General features: G+C 66.1%; 15 protein-coding genes. 2 read left to right on the plus strand and 13 right to left on the minus strand.

What is annotated here, in order from left to right:
* Window positions 1-114: 114 nt before the first annotated feature.
* On the plus strand, window positions 115-1,854 hold the full coding sequence (locus G9Q80_RS04690; protein ID WP_088716627.1) for a sigma-54-dependent Fis family transcriptional regulator: 1,740 nt from the start codon (window positions 115-117) through the stop codon (window positions 1,852-1,854).
* A 157-nt stretch (window positions 1,855-2,011) separates the two neighbouring features.
* Window positions 2,012-3,811 carry an NAD(P)/FAD-dependent oxidoreductase gene (locus G9Q80_RS04695; protein ID WP_088716628.1) on the plus strand — a complete coding sequence of 600 codons (1,800 nt, stop codon included), beginning with the start codon at window positions 2,012-2,014 and terminating at the stop codon, window positions 3,809-3,811.
* A gap of 37 nt (window positions 3,812-3,848) precedes the next feature.
* Here G9Q80_RS04695 and G9Q80_RS04700 read toward each other — a convergent pair whose 3' ends face one another.
* The 13 genes from G9Q80_RS04700 to G9Q80_RS04760 all read right to left on the minus strand — a co-directional run bounded on the left by G9Q80_RS04700 (window position 3,849) and on the right by G9Q80_RS04760 (window position 19,717).
* The gene (locus G9Q80_RS04700; RefSeq protein ID WP_088716629.1) at window positions 3,849-5,264 is read right to left on the minus strand and encodes an amidohydrolase; all 1,416 of its coding nucleotides are present in this window, start codon (window positions 5,262-5,264) and stop codon (window positions 3,849-3,851) included.
* Window positions 5,265-5,279: 15 nt separating this feature from the next.
* Window positions 5,280-6,905, minus strand: coding sequence for a gamma-glutamyltransferase (locus tag G9Q80_RS04705; RefSeq protein ID WP_088716630.1), 1,626 nt, complete (start codon window positions 6,903-6,905; stop codon window positions 5,280-5,282).
* A gap of 2 nt (window positions 6,906-6,907) precedes the next feature.
* Complete coding sequence (locus tag G9Q80_RS04710) at window positions 6,908-7,909, minus strand: ABC transporter ATP-binding protein (protein ID WP_168246424.1); 1,002 nt, start codon at window positions 7,907-7,909, stop codon at window positions 6,908-6,910.
* Window positions 7,906-8,883 (minus strand): ABC transporter ATP-binding protein, encoded by a 978-nt coding sequence (locus G9Q80_RS04715; protein ID WP_088716632.1) that lies wholly within the window; start codon window positions 8,881-8,883, stop codon window positions 7,906-7,908. Before G9Q80_RS04715 ends, G9Q80_RS04710 begins: the two co-directional genes overlap by 4 nt.
* Window positions 8,880-9,758: an ABC transporter permease gene (locus tag G9Q80_RS04720; protein ID WP_052244796.1), complete on the minus strand. Its 879-nt coding sequence runs from the start codon at window positions 9,756-9,758 to the stop codon at window positions 8,880-8,882. Before G9Q80_RS04720 ends, G9Q80_RS04715 begins: the two co-directional genes overlap by 4 nt.
* Window positions 9,755-10,732, minus strand: a complete 978-nt coding sequence (locus G9Q80_RS04725; protein ID WP_043145643.1) for an ABC transporter permease — start codon at window positions 10,730-10,732, stop codon at window positions 9,755-9,757. The genes G9Q80_RS04720 and G9Q80_RS04725 overlap by 4 nt, the downstream gene beginning before the upstream one ends.
* A 63-nt stretch (window positions 10,733-10,795) precedes the next feature.
* A complete protein-coding gene (locus G9Q80_RS04730) occupies window positions 10,796-12,418 on the minus strand; it encodes an ABC transporter substrate-binding protein (RefSeq protein ID WP_088716633.1) in 1,623 nt (540 codons plus the stop codon).
* 60 nt (window positions 12,419-12,478) lie between these two features.
* On the minus strand, window positions 12,479-13,441 hold the full coding sequence (locus G9Q80_RS04735; protein WP_088716634.1) for a LysR family transcriptional regulator: 963 nt from the start codon (window positions 13,439-13,441) through the stop codon (window positions 12,479-12,481).
* An 80-nt stretch (window positions 13,442-13,521) separates the two neighbouring features.
* Window positions 13,522-14,568 (minus strand): ABC transporter ATP-binding protein, encoded by a 1,047-nt coding sequence (locus tag G9Q80_RS04740; protein WP_088716635.1) that lies wholly within the window; start codon window positions 14,566-14,568, stop codon window positions 13,522-13,524.
* Window positions 14,568-15,812 (minus strand): MGH1-like glycoside hydrolase domain-containing protein, encoded by a 1,245-nt coding sequence (locus G9Q80_RS04745; RefSeq protein ID WP_088716636.1) that lies wholly within the window; start codon window positions 15,810-15,812, stop codon window positions 14,568-14,570. The genes G9Q80_RS04740 and G9Q80_RS04745 overlap by 1 nt, the downstream gene beginning before the upstream one ends.
* On the minus strand, window positions 15,809-17,029 hold the full coding sequence (locus G9Q80_RS04750; RefSeq protein ID WP_088716637.1) for a carbohydrate ABC transporter permease: 1,221 nt from the start codon (window positions 17,027-17,029) through the stop codon (window positions 15,809-15,811). Before G9Q80_RS04750 ends, G9Q80_RS04745 begins: the two co-directional genes overlap by 4 nt.
* Window positions 17,026-18,273, minus strand: a complete 1,248-nt coding sequence (locus G9Q80_RS04755; protein WP_088716638.1) for a carbohydrate ABC transporter permease — start codon at window positions 18,271-18,273, stop codon at window positions 17,026-17,028. The genes G9Q80_RS04750 and G9Q80_RS04755 overlap by 4 nt, the downstream gene beginning before the upstream one ends.
* Before the next feature lie 85 nt (window positions 18,274-18,358).
* The gene (locus tag G9Q80_RS04760; protein ID WP_088716639.1) at window positions 18,359-19,717 is read right to left on the minus strand and encodes an ABC transporter substrate-binding protein; all 1,359 of its coding nucleotides are present in this window, start codon (window positions 19,715-19,717) and stop codon (window positions 18,359-18,361) included.
* Window positions 19,718-19,889 lie beyond the last annotated feature (172 nt).

Genomic DNA, 19,889 nt, shown 5'->3' on the forward strand with positions numbered 1-19,889 from the left:
ATGTCAATGCCCTGCGACTTTGGTCGGAGGCCCGGCAGTCCGTAAGGCCGGGAAAACGGGTGATCCCAAGGCCCCGCATTGCTAGACTACCCGGCAATCCTGGGGAGGAGAACCATGAGCGATCTGGAGCATGTGACGGAAATCGACCGTGTCTTGCGCGGCCAGGAAACGGGCCGCGACACGCTGGTGGCCGACAGCTGGCGCCGCTGCATCGAAACCTACGGCATGGACCCGACCCGGCCCGACCCGGCCCATATCGTGCCCGCCTCGCAACTGCGCGAACACCGCGAACAGGCCGAACGGCTGGTGGCCACGGCGCGGTCAGGTCTGCGGGCCCTGTTCCGGCAGGTGGCCGGGCAGAACTACGTTCTGCTGCTCGCCGACGCCAAGGGCGTCTGCGTCGATTTCTTCGGTGACCCCCGGTTCGAAGACGACCTGCGGCAGGCCGGGCTGACGCTGGGGTCGGACTGGTCCGAGGATCTGGCCGGCACCTGTGGCGTTGGGTCGTGCATCGTGACCGGCGAGGCGGTGACCATCCACCAGGGCGATCACTTTGGCCTGGCCCATACGCCGCTGTCCTGCACCTCGGCGCCGATCTACGACACCTGCGGGCAACTGACCGCGGTGCTGGACATTTCCCTGCTACGTTCGCCCAGCCCGAAATCCAGCCAGAACCTTGCCATGAACCTGGTCCGGGCCTCTGCCCGGCGGATCGAGATGGCGAACCTGATGGCCATGACGCGCAGCGACTGGGTACTGCGGTTTTCCACCTCGCCGGAATTCCTCGAGGTCGACCCCGAGGCCGCCGTGGCGCTGGACGGATCGGGGCGCATCGTCGGTTTGACGCATGGCGCGCAGGCCTGCCTGTCGCCCGAGAGTTCGGACAGCCTGATCGGCCAGCGCATCGACAGCCTGCTGCACCTGGGCGTCGACGACCTGCCCGACCTGATGCGCGGGCGCCCGACCGAAGACCGCGTGCTGCACCTGCGCGACGGGCGCGGGCTGTTCGGTCACGCCATCGCCCCGCAGACGGTGCGCCGCCCGATGCGCAGCGCGCCTCCGCAGACGCCGGAATGTTTTGCCGGTCTGGCCGGACAGGACCCGGCGATGCAGGGGCTTCTGCAAAAGGCCGCCCGGCTGGCAGCGGGCAAGATGCCGGTGCTGCTCTTGGGCGAAACCGGCACGGGCAAGGAAACGCTGGCGCGCGCCATCCATGTCGCCGGCGGGCCGCCGCGCGGGTTCCACGCCCTGCGCTGCGCCGGGCTGCGTCCGGAAACCGTTGCCGCGCTGGAAGAGGCCAAGGCGGGGACCCTGTTCCTGAAAGGCGTCGAGGACCTGGACGAGGCCGCGCAGGGGGCGCTGCTGAAGCTGCTGGATCGGCGCGAAGACCTGCGGGTGATCGCCTCGGCCCGCGAGCGTCAGGTGACTGTCCCCGGCGCGACCGGGCTACGCGAAGATCTGCATTTCCGTGCCGTTGGCGCGGTGCTGGATCTGCCCCCCCTGCGGCTGCGCAGCGACGTGGACTGGCTGATCGAGCGGCTCTTGCGGCGGCGCACGGCAGGAGAGCTGCAGCTGTCCCCGGCGGCCCGCGCCGAACTGGCCGGGCGCGACTGGCCCGGCAACATCCGCGAGCTGCAATCGACGCTGGATACGGCTGTCTCGCTTTGTGACGGGCGGGTCGTGGACCTGCCGGATCTGCCCGCCCGGATCACGTCCCCCACGCCCGAGGATGACCTGGAGGCGATTCTGGATGCCTGCGGCTGGAACATGGCGCGGGCGGCGCGGCGCTTGGGCGTGAACCGCTCGACCGTCCTGCGTCGTGTGCGAAAGTCGGGATTGACCCCGCCGGCATGACGGCCCGTTGCAACGGCGCCGTTGCGCGGCGTTGCGCGCGCAACGAGCCGGGCCGAAATATCACCCGTGGCGCCCGAAACACCGTCCCGGCGCTGGATCGGAACGGCCTCTCTCGCCCAGACTGCCGCCATCCAAGTTTGGGCAATGGGAGGAAATCATGCTCGACACGACACTGACGGACCAGACGCAGGCGTTCCTGGACACGTTCGGCGCCGCGCTGGCAAATGGCGATATCGAGGCCGCGACGGCGCTGTTCCAGGATGACTGCTACTGGCGCGACCTGGTCAGCTTTACCTGGAACCTCAAGACCGTTGAAGGCAAAGACGGCGTGGCCGACATGCTGCGTCACCAACTGGCGACGACCAAGCCTTCGGGCTGGAAACTGGCAGAGGGGGAGCTGCCGACCGAAGAGGGTGGCATCACAACGGCCTGGATCGAGTTCGAGACCGAGGTGGCGCGGGGCTATGGCCTGCTGCGGCTCAAGGACGGCAAGATCTGGACCCTGCTGACAACGATGGCCGAGCTGAAGGGGCACGAGGAACCGAAAGGCTTTCAGCGTCCGATGGGCGCCAAGCACGGCGCCGGCAAGAACCGCACCACCTGGAAGGAAGAACGCGAGAAGGAAGAGGCGGAACTGGGATATACAACCCAACCCTATTGCCTGATCATCGGCGGCGGACAGGGTGGCATCGCGATGGGCGCACGCCTGCGCCAGCTGGGCGTTCCGACAATCATCGTGGAACGCAACGACCGGCCCGGCGACAGCTGGCGCAAGCGGTACAAGTCGCTCTGCCTGCATGACCCGGTCTGGTACGATCACCTGCCCTACATCAAGTTCCCGGACAATTGGCCCGTCTTCAGCCCCAAGGACAAGATCGGTGACTGGCTGGAGTTCTACACCAAGGTGATGGAGCTGAACTACTGGACCCGCACCACCGCCAAATCGGCCACCTGGGACGACGAGGCCAAGGAATGGACCGTCACCGTGGACCGCGATGGCGAGGAAGTGGTGCTGAAGCCGAAACAGCTGATCATGGCCACCGGCATGTCGGGCAAGAAGCGGATGCCCGAGTTTCCCGGCATGGACAGGTTCAAGGGCGTGCAGCAGCATTCCTCGGAACATGAGGGCCCGGACCAGTGGACCGGCAAAAAGGTCGTCGTGGTGGGATCGAACAACTCGGCCCATGACATCTGCGCCGCGCTCTGGGAGCATGACGCCGACGTGACGATGGTGCAGCGATCCTCGACCCATATCGTGAAGTCCGACACGCTGATGGACGTGGGTCTTGGCGCGCTCTACTCGGAAGAGGCCGTGGCCAATGGCATGACCACCGAAAAGGCGGACCTGATCTTTGCCTCGCTGCCCTACCGGATCATGCATGAATTCCAGATCCCGGCCTACGAAGAGATGAAGAAACGCGACGCCGACTTTTACGAAGGTCTTGAAAAGGCGGGTTTCTGGCTGGACTGGGGCGATGACGGATCGGGCCTGTTCATGAAGTACCTTCGGCGCGGCTCGGGCTATTACATCGACATCGGCGCCAGCCAGCTGATCATCGACGGAGAAATCAAGCTGAAGCGCGGTCAGGTCGTCGAACTGGACGAGACCGGCGTGGTCCTGGATGACGGCACGCACCTGGACGCCGACCTGGTCGTCTACGCCACGGGCTACAACTCGATGAACGGCTGGGTGGCCGACCTGATGGGCCAGGACAAGGCCGATCAGCTGGGCAAGTGCTGGGGCCTCGGGTCGGACACGACCAAGGACCCGGGCCCCTGGGAAGGCGAACAGCGCAACATGTGGAAGCCGACGCAGGTCGAGGGGCTGTGGATGCACGGCGGCAACCTGCACCAGTCGCGCCACTACTCGCAGTACCTTGCGCTGCAGATCAAGGCCCGGATGGAAGGCATCCCGACACCCGTCTACGGGTTGCAGGACGTCCACCACCTGAGCTGACGAAGCGGCGGACCGGGGTAGCCCGGTCCGCCTTTCATCATTGGCGTACCAGCGGCGGCACCACGTCGTCCGGGATCGGGCAGACATAGGGCGTGCGCGCCAGCTGCTCGCGGTGCCGCGCCTTGGCCTGCTCCACCAGGTCGGGATTTTCCACCAGCCGGCAGGCGGTCGCCGCCATGATCTTGGCGGCATGGATCATGCCCTTGTGCGCCGCCGGGGTCTTGCCCTGGGCCACGGTCTGCCAGGTGTGGAACGGCGTGCCGATGGCGCAGGTCGCAACCCGCGCCTGGACCGTCGGCACCGCCCAGCTGACATCGCCCACGTCGGTCGACCCCTCTCCGCCTTCGCGCTGACGGTCCAGCGGCGCCACGAAGTCGCACAGCGCCAAGTCGGGGTCCGGTGTGCGCCCGATCCGGCGGAAGGTCGCGGCAATGTCCGCCTCTGTCAGGGTCTTCTGGATCTCGCGCGCGAAAACCTCGTCCTCGGCATCGAAGGGCACCGGCCCCAGCCGGTCCAGTTCCGCCTGCATGGCCTCTTCCAGCGGGCGGTTGCCCAGCAGGTTCGACACGCCGGAAAACACCTTGGTCTCGACCCGCGTTTCCGTCATCAGCGCCGCCCCGTCGGCAATCTTGCGCACACGGGCTACAAGGTCGCGCAGGTCCGGCAGGCTGCTGGCGCGGATCAGCTGGCGTACCGTGGCACGGGCCTGCACGACGTTGGGTGCCACACCGCCGGCATCGAGATAGGCATAGTGCACGCGCGCACTGTCGGGCATGTGCTCGCGCATATAGTTGACGCCGATGTTCATCAGTTCGACCGCGTCCAGCGCCGAGCGGCCCAGTTCCGGCGCCCCGGCCGCATGGGCCGCCTTGCCGTGAAAGGTGAAATCGATCCGCGTATTGGCCAGCGAAACCGCCTCGTTGACCGCCGTAAAGGTCGCCGGATGCCAGGAGATTGCCGCGTCCACGTCGTCGAACAGCCCTTCGCGCACCATGTAGGTCTTGGCCGCGCCGCCCTCTTCTGCGGGGCAGCCATAGTAGCGCACGCGCGCCTTGATGCCCTGCGCCGCCAGCCAGTCCTTGACCGCCGTCGCCGCCAGCAGCGCCGCCGCCCCCAGCAGGTTGTGACCGCAGCCATGCCCGTTGCCGCCCTGTTCCAGCGGCAGATGTTCTGCCACGCCGGGGGCCTGGCTGAGCGCGGGCAGCGCGTCGAACTCGCCCAGGATCGCGATCACCGGACCCTCGTCCCCCGCCTCGCCAATCACGGCGGTGGGAATGCCCGCGGCGTTCTCGGTCACGCGAAAGCCTTGTTCTTCCAGCATCTTCTTGTGTTCCGCGACAGAGCGGAATTCGGCATAGAGCGTTTCGGGCGTGTCGAAGACGCGGTCGGACAGTCCGACGAAGGCCTCTTTGTGCTGGTCGACGTGATCCCAGATCGGGTCTGTGTTCTGCATTCTGTCTTCCCTTTCTCAAGCTGCGTCGGCGCTGCCGGCATAGGCCGGGTCGGCGGCGGCCATGACCGTCCCGTCCGCCCGCCGTCCGACGGCCTGTACGATTCCCAGATGATCGACCGGGCCGCGCCCGGTAAAGCTGACCTCGGCCCCTGCCTCGGCCAGCCGTGTTTCCAACCCCTCCGGCACATCCAGGTGCAGGCGGGCGGTGGCCCCGACCCAGTTGGCGCGCGGCGCGGCCAGTGCATTGGCCAGAGACGAGCCGTTCAGCAGGTGCCGGATCACGCCCGCCACCGCGCCGGGGATCCGTTCGCTGCCCGCACCGCCCAGCGCGTAGCAGGCGCCGCCGATGTCCAGCAGGCAGGGGCATTGTTCGGTCACGTCCCGCGCGCCGGGCACCGGATCCTCCGCCATCCGATAGGAATGGGCCAGCAGGATTCCGGTCACCGGATCGGCGACACGGGCGCCGAAATGCGGGCCGATGGACTGTGTCAGGGCGACGCGCATCCCGTCCGCATCGACCACCGACAGATGCGTCGTGTCCCGGTCATCCGACGGCGCGGGCGTGCGGGCCCGGTCCAGCGCGGCGGCCAGCACCGCGCTATCGGCCCACCCCTCTGGCAGGCCCTCGGCCAGGCGCGCGCTCAATGCGTCCCAGGGCAACGGGTCACTCTTGGGTTTGAGCGAGCGCAGCTCCTCGGGGCGTTCCTCGAAGGCGCGCAGGATCGCAAGAAGATGCGCGATCTCGATGTCCAGGATCGGCCCCGGCACCGCCGAGTTCACCAGCGCGACGATCCGCAACAGCGTGTGCCCCCAGCCCTGTCGCCCGATGCTGGTCAGGCGCCAGCCCTTTTCCCGCAGCTCGACCGTTTCCCCGACCAGCGGCACCGCGGCGCGCAGATCCCCGACCGTCCAGAACCCGCCCTTGGCCGCCAGCCGTTCGCAGAAGGGCCCGGCAAAGACCGGGTCCGCGAAAGGGTCCTGCCCCGTCGAGATCAGGCGATCCAGGAAACCCGCCAGTCCGGGATTGCGGAACACCGCGCCTTCGGGCACGGGCCGCCCATCGGGCAGGTAGTGCGCGCGTGCATCCGGATCGACAAGATCCGGCGCCCGCCAGGCCCAGACGGCGGCCAGTTCGCGCGGCACGGTGAATCCGTCGCGGGCAAGGTCTCGCGCGGGCGCCACAACCCGCGCCAGCGGCAGGCTGCCGCCCTCGGCATGCAGCCGCAGCAATGCGCGCACGATCCCGGGCAAGGGCAAGGCCTGCCGATCCGGCAACCGCCGGACACCCTCGGACAAGTGAGCTGGTGCACGCGTCGCCCCGTCGATGGCGCGTGGCGTCTCTCCGGCCGGAGCCCAGAGGATATGCCCGCGCCCCGCGGGCGAGGCATTGGGGGGATCGGCAACCATCGTCGCCAGCGCCGCCGCGACGGCGGCATCCGCCGCCGTTCCGCCCTGCCGCAGGATTCCCATGCCGACCCGGGTCGCATGGGGCGACCCGCTGGCCACGGCGCCCAGCGCGCCGACAGCCTCGGCGGAACGGCCCTGCATCAGGGCCGCCCGTTCGATCCCGGGCGCGCCTTCGGACAACCAATTTTCCCGCCCGCCCGGTCCAGCGACCGCATCCGCCAACAACTCGGGCATCGTCACGCGACTTCCTCCTGTTCCAGGATACAGGCGGTTCGGCGACCGTCCCTGCCCTTGCGCAGGTCCGGCACCCTGGCCTTGCAAGCGGCGGTAGCCAATGGGCAGCGCGGGTGAAAGGCGCAGCCCGGCGGCGGGTTCAGCGGCGAGGGGATCTCTCCCTTGATCGGGGTAAAGCTGTGACCGCGCCGGTCGAGACGCGGCGCCTCGGCCAGCAGGGCGCGGGTGTAGGGGTGGCGCGGGTTCTCGAAAACCTCGTCGGCGGTGCCGATTTCCACCAGCCGGCCCAGGTACATGATCGCCACCCGGTCGGCGATATGTTCGACCGCGCCCAGGTCGTGACTGATGAAGAGATAGGCAAAGCCGAACTCTTGCCGAAGGTCCTCGAACAGGTTGAGCACCTGCGCCTGGATGGAAACATCCAGCGCCGAAATCGCCTCGTCGCAGACGATCAACCGCGGTTTCAGGGCCAGCGCCCGGGCGATCCCCACCCGCTGCCGCTGGCCGCCTGAGAACTGGTGCGGATAGCGCGACATGACATCGGCGTTCAGCCCGACCCGCGTCAGCAGGTCGGCGACATAATCACGCCGTTCGGACCGGCGGATCAGCCCGTGGATCACCGCCGCCTCACCCACGATCTGTTCGACCCGCATCCGCGGGTTGAGCGAGGCGAAGGGATCCTGAAAGATCATCTGCACTTCCAGTTCCCAGGCGCGGCGCTGCTGGGTGGTCATCTGCTCCAGCGCGACGCCGCGCCAGGAGAGCGTGCCGCCCGAGGGCGTTTCGACCCCGACCACCATGCGCCCAAGCGTGGACTTGCCGCAGCCGGACTCCCCGACGAGGCCCAGGACCTCGCCCTCGGCCACCTCGAGGCTGACACCGTTGACCGCGCGCACGCGGGTCTCTTGGTAGTTGGCACCGGCCAGGTTGGCGATGCGTTCCGCAAGATCCGGCGAGGACACATAGGTCTGCGAGATGTTTTGCAATGACAGGAGCGCGGTCATGATGCCTCCTCCAGCGGGTGGAAACAGCGCAGGCTGCGGCCAGTAGCCAGGTCCTGCCGGTCCGGGCGGGCCTTGCGGCAGGTCTCGCTGGCCCGTGGGCAGCGCGGGGCAAAGGCACAGCCTTCGGGAAGGTTCATCAGGCTGGGCGTCATGCCCTTGATCGGCACCAGCCGCTCTCCGCGCGGCACCGACGAGGGGATCGAGGAGATCAACCCGCGGGTATAGGGATGTTTCGGATGATCCAGCAGGGCGTCCACTGGCCCGGTCTCGACGATCCGGCCCGCGTACATGACCGCAACCCGGTGAGCGAGCCCGGCAACCACCGTCAGGTCATGGGTGATCCAGATCAGCGCGGTGTTTCGCTGGGCCATCAGTTTCTGCATTTCGGACAGGATCTGCGACTGGATGGTGACATCCAGCGCTGTGGTCGGTTCGTCCGCGATGATCAGGTCCGGTTCCAGCATCAGCGCGATGGCGATCACCACGCGCTGACGCATGCCGCCCGACATCTCGTGCGGGTAGGTCCGCAGCCGTTCCACAGGCGACGGGATGCCCACCAGCGCCAGCGCCTCGGCCGCCATGTCTCGCGCGCGGGATCTGGACACGTCGCGATGCGCACGGATGGTCTCGATCATCTGGGTGTCGATGCGCAGGACCGGGTTCAGGGTCATCATCGGGTCCTGAAAGATCATCGCGATCCGGTCACCGCGCAACCGCGCCATCGCCCGGTCGGATAGCTTGCGCAGGTCCTGCCCGTTCAGCAGGACCTCGCCACCGGCGATGCGGCCCGGCTTGTCGATCAGGCCCATGATGGAAAACCCGGTGATCGTCTTGCCGGATCCGCTTTCGCCGACGATCCCCAGCACCTCGCCCGGCCCCACCTCCAGCGAGACACCGTCAACGGCGGTGATCGTCCCGGCGCGGGTGTCGAACTGGGTGACAAGATTGCGAACGGATAGAACAGGCGCATTCATCGCTGCATCCTCGGGTTCAGGATGTCGCGGACGTGGTCGCCGACGACATTGATGCAGACCAGCGTGACCAGCAGCGCCACCCCCGGGTAGAAACTGATCCAGTAGCGGCCCGACAGCAGGTAGTCGAACCCGTTGGCGATAAGCAGGCCCAGCGAGGGTTCGGTGATCGGCACGCCGACCCCCAGAAAGGACAGCGAAGCCTCGATGGCGATGGCATTGGCGATCTGCACCGTCGCGATGACCAGCACCGGCGGCATCACGTTGGGCAGCACATGACCGAACAGGATGCGCCATTGCGGCAGGGCGGCGGCGCGGGCGGCGGTGACATAGTCCTTGCGGATCTCGACCAGGGCCGCGGCCCGCACCGTCCGGGCGAAATAGGCCCATTGCACCAGGATCAGCGCGATGATGACCTTGTCCACCCCCTTGCCCAGCGAGGCCAGCAGCAGGAGCGCCACCAGCAGCGCGGGAAAGCTGAGCTGGATGTCCACGATGCGCATGATCAGCGTCTCGACCCAGCCGCCGCGAGCGGCGGCCAGCAGGCCCAGCACCATGCCCACGGCCACGGCCGAGGTGACGGCGATGAAACTGACCATCAAAGAGATGCGCAGCCCGTAGATCATGGCCGAGAGCATGTCGCGGCCCTGTTCGTCGCTGCCCAGCCAGTAGGTGAACCCGCCGAACCCCTCGGTTCCCGGCGTCAGCGATCCGTCCAGGATGTCGATCTGGGCAAGGTCATAGGGGTTCTGCGGCGCGATGATCCCGGCAAAGAGCGCGGTCAGCGCGATGGCCAACAGGCCAAGGCCCGCGATCACCGCCAAGGGGCTGGCGAGGAAATCGGCCACGAACCGGCGCAGGGGCGTATCGGCGGTCATGACCGGCCTCCTTTCACCCGCACGCGCGGATCCAGCAGCGAGTAGCCGATGTCCACCACCAGGTTGATCATCACGAAAAGGAAGACCGTCAGCATCAGGTAGGCAACGACAACGGGCCGATCCAGCAGGCCGATGCTGTCGATCAGCAGCTTGCCGATGCCGGGCCAGGAAAAGACCGTTTCCGTCACCACGGCAAAGGCGATCACGTTGCCGGTTTCCAGCCCCAGCACGGTGACGACGGGAATGAGGATGTTCTTGAGGATATGCACCCCCACCACGCGCACCGGCGACAGGCCGCGCGCGCGGGCGTATTTGACGTAGTCCTGCAGCGCCACCTCGGCGGTGCCCGCGCGGGTCAGGCGGATCACCAGCGACATCTTGTAGATGGCCACGTTCAGCGCGGGCAGGATCAGGTGGCTCAGGCCGTCCCAGGTCAGGAAGCTGACGGGAATGCCCAGCACATCCACCGTATCGCCACGCCCCCCGGCGGGCAGCCAGCCCAGGAAGACGGCAAACAGCATGATCAGCATGAGCCCTTGCCAGAAATTCGGAGTCGAGAAACCCACCACCGACCCGGCCATGATGACCTTGCTGTAGGGCGCCTCTGGTTTCAGTCCGGCAATCATGCCCAGCGGGATGCCCAGGACCACGGCGATCAGGATGCCCAGAAAGGCCAGTTCCAGCGTCGCGGGCAGCCGCGACAGGATCAGTTCCAGCGCCGGGCGATTGTGAACAAACGAGGTTCCCAGGTCCCCCTGCGCCAGCCCGGCCAGGAAATAGCCGAATTGGACGTGCACCGGCTTGTCGAGCCCAAGACGGCGGATCGTTTCTTCCTGTTCGGCCAGGTCTGCCTCTGGGTTGATCAGCAGATCGACCGGGTTGCCGACGGCGAAGAGGCCGAAGAAGACGATGGTCGCCATGACGGCCATGACCAGAAAGGCCTGACCCAAGCGACGGATGAGATAGGCAAGCATGCGGGTGGATTTCCGAACATCGGGGGGGTGGCGCCGTTGTCCGGCGCCACCCCGGTTTTCAGATCACTCGGGACGGACGGTGGTCAGGACCGTGTGCTGGTCCGCACGCGGGTCCATCGTCAGCCCGGCGCGCAGCGCCCAGGGCGTCACCTCGAAGTGCAGCGGCAGGATGGCCATGTCGTCGACCACGATCCGCGAGGCCTGGCGCAGCAACTCGTCATGCTTGGCGGTTTCCACCGTCGACAGCGCCTCTTCGATGATCGCGTCCAGGTCCGGGTTCGAGTAGCGGCCGCGATTGGTGCCACCCAGGCCCTTGTCCTTGTCCTGCGAAGCGACCAGCGCGCGCAGCGGCGAGGCCATGCCCGCGCCCGAGGCACCCCAGCCCGCAAGGTAGAGCGAGAACTCGTAGCTGTTGCGGCGCGAGAAGAAGACAGAGGCCGTCATGGCGTCGACCTCGGTCTGGATGCCCGCGCGGGTCAGCATCTGGGCCACGGCCTGCGCGATCTTGCTGTCGTTGATGTAGCGGTCGTTCGGCGTGCCAATCACCAGCTTGAAGCCGTCCGGATAGCCGGCCTCGGCCAGCAGGCGCTTGGCCTCTTCGAGGTCCGGCTCTTCCAGAGCGATCTCGGGGTCGGTGCCGCGCATGAAATCGGGGACCAGCTGACGCGCGGGCACAGCCAGGCCGCCCATGATGCGGTCCACGATCAGCGGGCGGTTGATCGCCAGCGAGATCGCCTTGCGCACGCGCAGGTCCTTCATCGGGTTCTTGCCGTCTGTGCCCTCGATACCGGGGCTTGGCTCGCCGACATGGTCGAAGTGCAGGTAGATCACCCGGCTGGAGGCGCCCTGTACCACGTTCACCTTGGGATCGTTGCGCAGGCGTTCGAGATCCTGCACCGGGGGTTTCTCGATCACGTCCACGTCGCCTGCCAGCAACGCGGCGACACGCGCGCCTGCGTTGGTGATCGGGCGGATGGTGATCTGTTCCCAGTAGGGGGCGTCCCCCCAGTAGTCATCGTTGCGCGCCACGACGATGCTTTCGCCCGGCGTGAAGGAGACGAACTTGTACGGCCCGGTGCCGATGGTGGCGGTGCCATCGTTGTAGGCGTTGGAATCCAGGTAGCTGTCGATGCCTGGGCAGCCGTCCTTGGTGTATTCGACCGGCCCGTCATGCCCGTTGGCAGAGGCCGAGACGACACCGAAACTGGCGAAGTCGGTCAGCAGCAGCGGATAGGGAACGGCGGTCGTGACCTCGATGGTCATATCATCCGGCGCGGTGATCGTCTCTGCCGACTTGATGAACCCCGCCATCGACGAGGGCGAGTTCGGCACGTTGGGAATCCGGCAGGCGGTATAGAGGAAATCGCGGGCGGTGAAATCGCCGCCATCGTGGAACTTGACCCCTTCGCGCAGGTGGAAGGTCCAGGTCAGCCCGTCGTCCGAGGTTTCCCAGCTTTCCGCCAGCTCGGGCACGATACCCAGGTTGGCATCCTCGCCCACCAGGGCCTCGAACATGTGCTTTCGCGTGGCGTTGTTGGGCCCGAGGTTGTGATACAGCGGATCGACGGAACTGGGTTCAGAGGCGAATCCGGCGGTCAGCGTCTGTGCGGCGGCGGGCTGGGCCACCGTGCCCAGCGCCAGGACGCCAAAGGACAACGCGGTGGCTGTCAAAGTCGTTTTTTTCATTGTCAGAGAACTCCCCTTGGAATGCGCCAAGGAGAAGGCAAGCAATTCGGCCGCGCAATCTTATGAAGGTACGGTAAAAGGGTATTCCGGATCGGAATGGGCATTGTCCGCGAGTATCTCCAGCGGCAGGCCCAGCGTCTCGAACTTGGCACGGACCTCGGACAGGAGACAGTCGACAAAGGTCTGGGTGTCCGGGCTGCGGTCGCGTCCGGCCTGCTCGACCAGGGCGACGGTGTGATGAACGCGCGGTTCGAACGGGCGGATCGCCAGCTCGGAGGTGGCGGTGTAGCCCGCCATCATCCCGTTCACGACAGCCACGCCCAGCCCCTCTGCCGCGCAACGACAGGCTGTGGCGACATTCGAGGTCTCGATCCGGATGTCCGGGGTCAGGCGTTCGCGCGAAAAGGCGTCTTCGATCAACTGGCGGGTCGGCTGCCGCCGCAGCAGAAAGATCATCTTTTCACCGGCCAGGTCCGCTGGCCGAACCAGCGATGTCTTCGCCAGAGGATGATCGTGCCGCATGACGGCGCAGCTGACCGTGCGAAACAGCGGCGTCACCTGCAGCGTCGGGTGCGACACCGGCAGGGCGACCACGGCAAACTCGGCCTCACGCCGCACCATGACGTCGATGGCCGCCTCTGTCGTGCGGACATCGAAACCAAAGCGCACATCCGGCTTGCGCGCGGAAAACGCGCCCAGAACCGAAGGCACCAACCCGTAGGACAGCGAGGGCACGGTGACAAAGACCAGTTCGGGGCTGGGTGCGGCGGCACGGGTCGACATGACCTCCAGCCGTGAGACCGCCTCGAGGATGCCGCGCGCCTGCGCCAGCACGGCATTGGCCTGTCGGGTCGGCGTCAATCGCCCGTTGGCCCGCGTGAAGAGGTCAAAGCCCAGGCGGGTTTCGAACCGGCCCAGGATACGGCTGACCGCGGACTGGGTGATGCCCAGTTCCCGCGCCGCCGCCGAGACGGAGCCGGAGCGCATGATCGCGTCGAAAACTTCCAGGTGCCGCAGATCCAACCGGGTCCATCCGTTTGAGAACCAATCGCTCCCGGCACTATCGGACGGAAACCGGCCCGGCGCAACGCAGGGCGTTCCCCTCAGACGGCCTTGTCGTCCGCGTCAAAGAAATGCAGCCGTTCCGGCGGTGCGACCAGGCCGATCCTGTCGCCTTCGGTGACAGAAGTGTCACCATCGGTGCGCACCGTGACCTGGCCCAGCGGCCCGCAATCCACGATCAGGAAGGTATCGGCCCCAAGGTATTCCAGCACGTCGACGGTGCCGTCCATCATCCCTTCGCCCTCGGCGCCGATCCGGATGTGTTCGGGCCGGATGCCCACCTTCACCGCCGGATGGTCGCCGTCGTAGGCCCCGCCCCGCGCGCCCTCCAGCGTGAAACGGCCGCTGCCGGTGGTGCAGTCCAGCACGTTCATCTTGGGGGAGCCGATGAATTGCGCCACGAAGAGGTTGGCGGGCCGTTCATACAGCTCTCGGGGGCTGCCGACCTGGGCGATCACGCCGAATTCCAGCACCACGATCCGGTCGGCCAGCGTCATCGCCTCGACCTGGTCATGGGTGACGTAGATCATCGTGCGGGCCAGCGTCTTGTGCAGCTTGGCGATTTCATAGCGCATCTCGACCCGCAGCGCGGCATCGAGGTTGGACAGGGGTTCGTCGAAGAGGAAAGCCGTTGGATCGCGCACGATCGACCGCCCGATGGCCACGCGCTGCCGCTGACCGCCCGACAGCGCCTTGGGGCGCCGGTCAAGGTAGGGCTCCAACTTCAGCACCCTCGCCGCCTCGTCCACCTTTTCCTTGATCTCGGCCTTGGGCGCACCGGCGGTCTTGAGCGAAAAGCCCATGTTCTCGCCCACGGACATATGCGGGTACAGCGCGTAGGACTGGAAGACCATCGTCAGCCCGCGCTTGGAGGGCGGATCGGCGGTCTTGTCCTGCCCGTCGATCAGCAGCTTGCCACGGCTGATTTCCTCAAGGCCCCCGATCATCCGCAAGAGCGTGGACTTGCCGCAGCCGGACGGCCCGACGAAAACGACGAATTCGCCGTCCGCGATGGTCAGGTCGATGCCCTTGATCACCTGCAGGTCGCCGTACCACTTCTCGACCTTGTCCAGAGTTATCGCCCCCATCACGCCCTCCTTGCGCTGTCCGACGCCCAGGCCAGCCAGATTGCCGCCGTCCAGGTGAAATTGCGCCCGCCCGCCGCTGCGCCGTCGCGCGGGTCGAAATACTCGGCAAAGCCGTTTTCCGCGATCATGTCGCGGGTGTTGACACGCAGCGCCTCGGCCCGGTCTTCATGGCCCGCCTCATGCAGGCCGGTGGCGATCAGCATGTTCATCATCGCCCAGACCGGCCCGCGCCAGTAGCGTTTCGGTTCATAGGACGGATGCGCCGGATCGGTGGAGGGGACGTAGTAGCGGGTAGTCCCGGCAATCCGGTCGAAATGCCCCTGCATCCGATCCCCGCCCACCCCGGCGTACCATGCCAGGAAGGAGGCGTTCGAAACGACGCCCGTATGTTGCCCGGACCGGATGTCGAGACAGTCATAGGTGCCAAGTTCGGCATTCCAGAGCCGCTCGCTCCCGCCCTCCATCTCTGTGATCCAGTCATCGAGGTCATCCGTGGGCAGATCCATCCGGTCCGCCAGCAGCCTCAGGTCGCGGGTGGACCGGAGCAAGGTAAAGGTCATCGTGGGGTCGGCCACGCGAAACGGTGTGATCTCGCGCAGGTGCGCCTCGTCCCAGCCGCATTCCGCCCCCAGCTTGACCAGGTAGAGATAGCGGTCATAGTCCCAGCGGCGCGGGCGCTCTTCCTCGACCACATGGGTGGTGTCCCGGCGATAGTAATCCTCGATCCCCTCGGGCTCGATGGCGGCAAAGGGCCCGTCCCAGTCGGGACAGTTGTCGCGGCCCGTCTCCCAGGGATGGGTGACGACGATGGCGCCACCCTCGTTGCGCCAGGTCATGAACCAGCGGTGCCAGTCGATCAGTCCCGGCACCAATGCGCGGGCGCGATCCTCGAACGTGCCATCCATCTCCAGCAGCCAGCGGGCAAAGGTGGCCGCAATGGGCGGCTGCGAGATGCCGGAGGACGGGATCGGCCCGACCCCGCGCCAGATGTCCGGGCCGGGGAAGTAACTGGGGTCGACCTTGTGGAACAGGATATGCGGGACCATGCCGTTGGGCCACTGCCCGCTCATCAGCGTCTCGATCTCGGTCCAGGCCCGGTCCATGTCATGTTCCGCGAACCCGATGGCGGCAAAGACGCTGTCCCAGTTCCACTGGTAAGGATACAGCCCCGCGGTCGGCACGGTGTATCCACCCCGGTCATTCCCTTTGAGGATGGCGCGGGCCTCTGCGTCTCGTGTTGTCATCCCTTGACACTCCCGGCTGTCAGCCCCTTGGTCATGAACCGTTCCAGCCCCAGGAAAAGCGCCATGATCGGCACCGTCGCCACCACGGCCCCGGCCATCAGGTGCTGGCGCGGGATCTCGGACGAGTTGAGCGAGGCGATGCCCCGGGTCAGCGTGAATTTCGACGGATCGTCCAGCAGCATGAAGGCCAGCAGGAATTCATTCCATGCGATCATGAAGACATAGAGCGAGACGCTGGCCAGTGCCGGCAGCGACAGCGGCAGCGTGATCTTCCAGATCACCGCGAGGCGCGACAGCCCGTCCATCAGCCCCGCTTCCTCGACCTCCGCCGGCAGGCCCCGGAAATAGCCCTGCAGCATGTAGAGCGCGACGGGGATCGTTGTGACCGGGTAGATCAGGACGATGCCAAAGATCGTGTTGCGCAGCCCCGTCATCGAAAAGGCGATGTAGATCGGCAAGGCCAGAACGATCATCGGCACCATGTAGATCAACAGGATCGAGCGCGAAAATGCCGCCCGCCCCCGAAACCGCAGCCGCGCCACCGCGTAGGCGCCGGGGATTGAGAAGGCCAGCGTCAGCAGGACCGTCAGCACCGAGACATAGAAGGAGGTCCAGAGGTAGCTGCCGAAATTGAAGTCGGCGAAAAGCTCGACATAGCTGCGGAACAGGCCCCAGCCCTGCGACAGGTCGACGGTGAAATCCAGCGGATTCTGGATCAGTTCCGACTGGTTTTTCAGGCTTGTCATCACCATGACGTAAAAGGGAATGGCGACGATGGCGGTGAAGAAGATGTAACCAAAGCCGGTCAGGAACCGGATCACCGCCTCTTCGAACTCGTGCCGGGTCAGCGCGCCCATGCCGGGCAGATGCCCCAGGATCACATGCAGCGACCAGCCGGTCGCCAGCCCCAGCGCCCCGCTGCCGACCAGTTTCCACAGCGTCGAGGCCGTCTCTCCCGACGCGACGGGGCCGATGCCGATCACCGCCAGCAGGACGAATGCCGCCGCGGTCGCCAGCGACGCGATCCCTTTGTCCGGGCGCAGCGCAACAAGGCCCAGCCCCAGCGCCGCCCCCCAGAGCAGGGACCACAGGCCCGCCGGCCGGAACGGATCGCCGGTGGCAAAGGACATCAGCACCGCCAGCGTCGTTGCCAGCACAAACAGCCAGAGCGCGCCCAGAACGGGGCCGGTGACATAGCCGAAACGAAGCGTGCTCATAGGCCTTCCTCCTGGCTGACATAGCGGAAGAAGAAGACCGAGAAGAGCACGAGACAGCAGAAGACCACCACCGCGACCGCCGCCCCGGCCCCGATGTTCGAGATGGCAAAGGCCTGTTCGTAGACATTTACCGTCAGGGTCCGCGTACCCGCGTTGCCGCCGGTCAGCAGAAAGATGTCGTCGAACTTGTTGAAGGTCCAGATGAAGCGTAGCAGGAACAGCACGCTGAGAATGCCCAGAAGTTGCGGCAGGCTGAGATACCAGAACTTCTGAAAGGGCGACGCGCCGTCCATGTCGGCGGCCTCGTACATGTCGGTGTCGATCGACTGCATCCGGGCCAGGATGAACAGGAAGGACAGCGGGAAATAGCGCCAGATCTCGAAGACGGTGACCATGATCAGCGCCAGTGGCCTCTCGCCAAAGAAATTGATGCTGGAACTGGTTACCCCCATCTGGATCAGGAGCGCGTTGGCCGAGCCCGAGAAGGGATCGAACAGGATGATCCAGGCAAAGGCCACGGCGATCACCGGGGCGACATAGGGAAACAGGTACAGCCCGCGCAGGATGCCCTGGCCGCGAAACTCCTTGTTCAGCAGCATCGCCGCGAAGAGACCGAAGATCAGCGCGCCCAGTGTACCGAAGACGGTGTAAAAGAGCGTCACCCCCAGCACGCCCCAGAACTCGTCCCCGCTGAAGATCCGGTCGAAGTTCTCCAGCGTGAAGTCGAAGTTCGTCAGGATGTTGTTGCTGCGCCCCGTCATGCGCGGATCGCTGCCCTCGGCGGCCTCTTCGGCGGCGTCCTCGTCCCCTTGCAGGGCCACGAAGATCTCGACCTCGTCGCGCCCGCCGCCGTCGAGGTCGCCCAGGTCGCAGGTGAAGTCGGCACCGTCGAAGGTACAGCGCGGGTCGGCTGTCAGGACCGTCAGGCTCTCGGGCAGGCTGTCCGACAGGGTAACGCCTGTGATCGGTTCCGACTGCGAGGAATTGCGGACGCGGTATTGCAGGCGGAGATCGTCGCCCGATCCGCGCAGGCTTTCGCGGACTACCGGCGCCGGGGGGCGCAGGTCCGCAAGGCCGATGGGCTTGAAGCTGATCCAGAAGATCGCCAGCAGTGGCAGGACAACCACCGCCGAGACAATGGCCAGCGTGGGAAACAACAGCCCCCAGGCCAGCCGCGCCTCGCGTTTCAGCAGGGGGCCAGTGCCCCTTGGCGGCCCCGAGGCCGGTCCGGTGCTGTCGCTCATGTCGCGGTCCCCCCTTCCGGACGCGGACCAGGGGCCACGTCCGCGCGGGCGACAGGCGCAGGGCCGGTCGCCCGAAGGTCCGGCATCACTCGATGCCGGCCAGTTCCTCGTTCATCTTCTTGACCGCATCGGGACCAGAGATGTCGCCGTCGATGTATTCCCGCACGACACGGTTGATTGCCTGGCTGTTGATGATCTTGGAGGCCAGCGCCAGTTGCCCGTCCTTGACGCCCCAGCGCTGTGCCACGTCCAGCCCGCCGACGATCTCGTCGATCATCGAGGCCGCGTAGAGCTCACTCAGCGGCGCCTTGCGGTCAACGCCCACGTCCAGTTTGGACCAGGCATCGACAAAGGCGGTTGGGTCGTCCTGGGTGCCGCGCCGCACCGGGAACTTGCCCTCGGGCGCGATGGACAGCGTCTGCGTATAGCCCGTGTCCATCGAGTACTTGATGAACTCCTGCGCCTCGTCGAAATCCGCGTCGGCGGTGATCCCGAAATAGCGGATGTCGCCCCAGGCCGCGCCGTCGGGGTTGGACGGACCGGCGAAATTGGTCACGATCCCGGTCATCGAGGCCAGCGCCGCAGAGGTCGGGTCCTCGTTGATGGTCGGCGGGGCGCTGTCACGCAGGCCGGCCAGTTCGTCCAGGATGAAGGGCGACCAGATGATCATCGCCGCATCCCCCGCAAAGTAGAGGCTGCGCGACTGGTCCCAGTACAGCTCACCCTCGGGCGAGGCATCCGCCAGCACCTTGTAGAATTCCAGCACCTCGACCGTCTTCTTCTCGTCGAAGCCCATGAACCCGTCCGGCCCCACGGGTGTCGCGCCATTGGCGAGGAAGACATGTTCCAGAACCTGGCTCATGAAGTTCTCGTCCACCTTGGTGGCGGCGACGAACCCGAACATCTCGGGCGGGTTGTGCAGCGCCTCGATGGCGGCGGTGACGGCGGCAAAGGTGGTGGGCGGCGCCAATCCCGCCTCGTCGAAGAGGTCCTTGCGGTAAACGATCATCTGCGTCCAGCCGTCCACCGGGACGCTGGCCCATCCGTCGTCGGTCTTGGCCATGTCCAGCGCGCCGGGGGCAAATGTGCCTGTGCCCAATTCGTCGATCACCTCGGTCGCCGCCTCGGCATCGAGGATGCCCGCCTCGACCCAGGGCAAGGCGTATTGCAACGTATGGTAGATCACATCCGGCAGGTCGCCCGCGGCAAAGGCCGCCGTGGCGCGTGTGCCCAGGTCGGATTCGGAGACGGGGATCACCTCGACACCGATGCCCGTTTCAGCCTCGAAAGCCTCTGCCATTTCCTTCTGCTTGGCCAGTCGCTCTGGCTGTTCCTCGGTTGTCCAGAACCGAATATCGGCGGCTGCAGGGCCGGCGCACAGCACGATACCTAGCGCCGCAGTCGTCAAAAGACGGGATAAAGTGTTTGGTGATTTGACGGGCATTTCGCACCTCCCAATGCGCTTTGATTCTTATCGGTCGTTTTCCATGACCTACCCCAGTTCTAGCGATTTTTCCACCGCGGCGTCGATTGTCCAGGCGGCACACCAGGAAGCAGCCCCTTAATATTGCTCGAAAATTAGGCATTTCGACCGGACAAGGCAGATCAGCCGCGCC

Source organism: Mameliella sp. LZ-28 (assembly GCF_012274245.1).
Classification (GTDB): Bacteria; Pseudomonadota; Alphaproteobacteria; order Rhodobacterales; family Rhodobacteraceae; genus Antarctobacter; species Antarctobacter albus.

Excerpts from the sequence above, each read along its gene's own strand:
- G9Q80_RS04690 (WP_088716627.1), top strand. The coding sequence starts at position 115 with ATGAGCGATCTGGAGCATGTGACGGAAATCGACCGTGTCTTGCGCGGC.
- G9Q80_RS04695 (WP_088716628.1), top strand. The coding sequence starts at position 2,012 with ATGCTCGACACGACACTGACGGACCAGACGCAGGCGTTCCTGGACACG.
- G9Q80_RS04700 (WP_088716629.1), bottom strand. The coding sequence starts at position 5,264 with ATGCAGAACACAGACCCGATCTGGGATCACGTCGACCAGCACAAAGAG.
- G9Q80_RS04705 (WP_088716630.1), bottom strand. The coding sequence starts at position 6,905 with ATGCCCGAGTTGTTGGCGGATGCGGTCGCTGGACCGGGCGGGCGGGAA.
- G9Q80_RS04710 (WP_168246424.1), bottom strand. The coding sequence starts at position 7,909 with ATGACCGCGCTCCTGTCATTGCAAAACATCTCGCAGACCTATGTGTCC.
- G9Q80_RS04715 (WP_088716632.1), bottom strand. The coding sequence starts at position 8,883 with ATGAATGCGCCTGTTCTATCCGTTCGCAATCTTGTCACCCAGTTCGAC.
- G9Q80_RS04720 (WP_052244796.1), bottom strand. The coding sequence starts at position 9,758 with ATGACCGCCGATACGCCCCTGCGCCGGTTCGTGGCCGATTTCCTCGCC.
- G9Q80_RS04725 (WP_043145643.1), bottom strand. The coding sequence starts at position 10,732 with ATGCTTGCCTATCTCATCCGTCGCTTGGGTCAGGCCTTTCTGGTCATG.
- G9Q80_RS04730 (WP_088716633.1), bottom strand. The coding sequence starts at position 12,418 with ATGAAAAAAACGACTTTGACAGCCACCGCGTTGTCCTTTGGCGTCCTG.
- G9Q80_RS04740 (WP_088716635.1), bottom strand. The coding sequence starts at position 14,568 with ATGGGGGCGATAACTCTGGACAAGGTCGAGAAGTGGTACGGCGACCTG.
- G9Q80_RS04745 (WP_088716636.1), bottom strand. The coding sequence starts at position 15,812 with ATGACAACACGAGACGCAGAGGCCCGCGCCATCCTCAAAGGGAATGAC.
- G9Q80_RS04750 (WP_088716637.1), bottom strand. The coding sequence starts at position 17,029 with ATGAGCACGCTTCGTTTCGGCTATGTCACCGGCCCCGTTCTGGGCGCG.
- G9Q80_RS04755 (WP_088716638.1), bottom strand. The coding sequence starts at position 18,273 with ATGAGCGACAGCACCGGACCGGCCTCGGGGCCGCCAAGGGGCACTGGC.
- G9Q80_RS04760 (WP_088716639.1), bottom strand. The coding sequence starts at position 19,717 with ATGCCCGTCAAATCACCAAACACTTTATCCCGTCTTTTGACGACTGCG.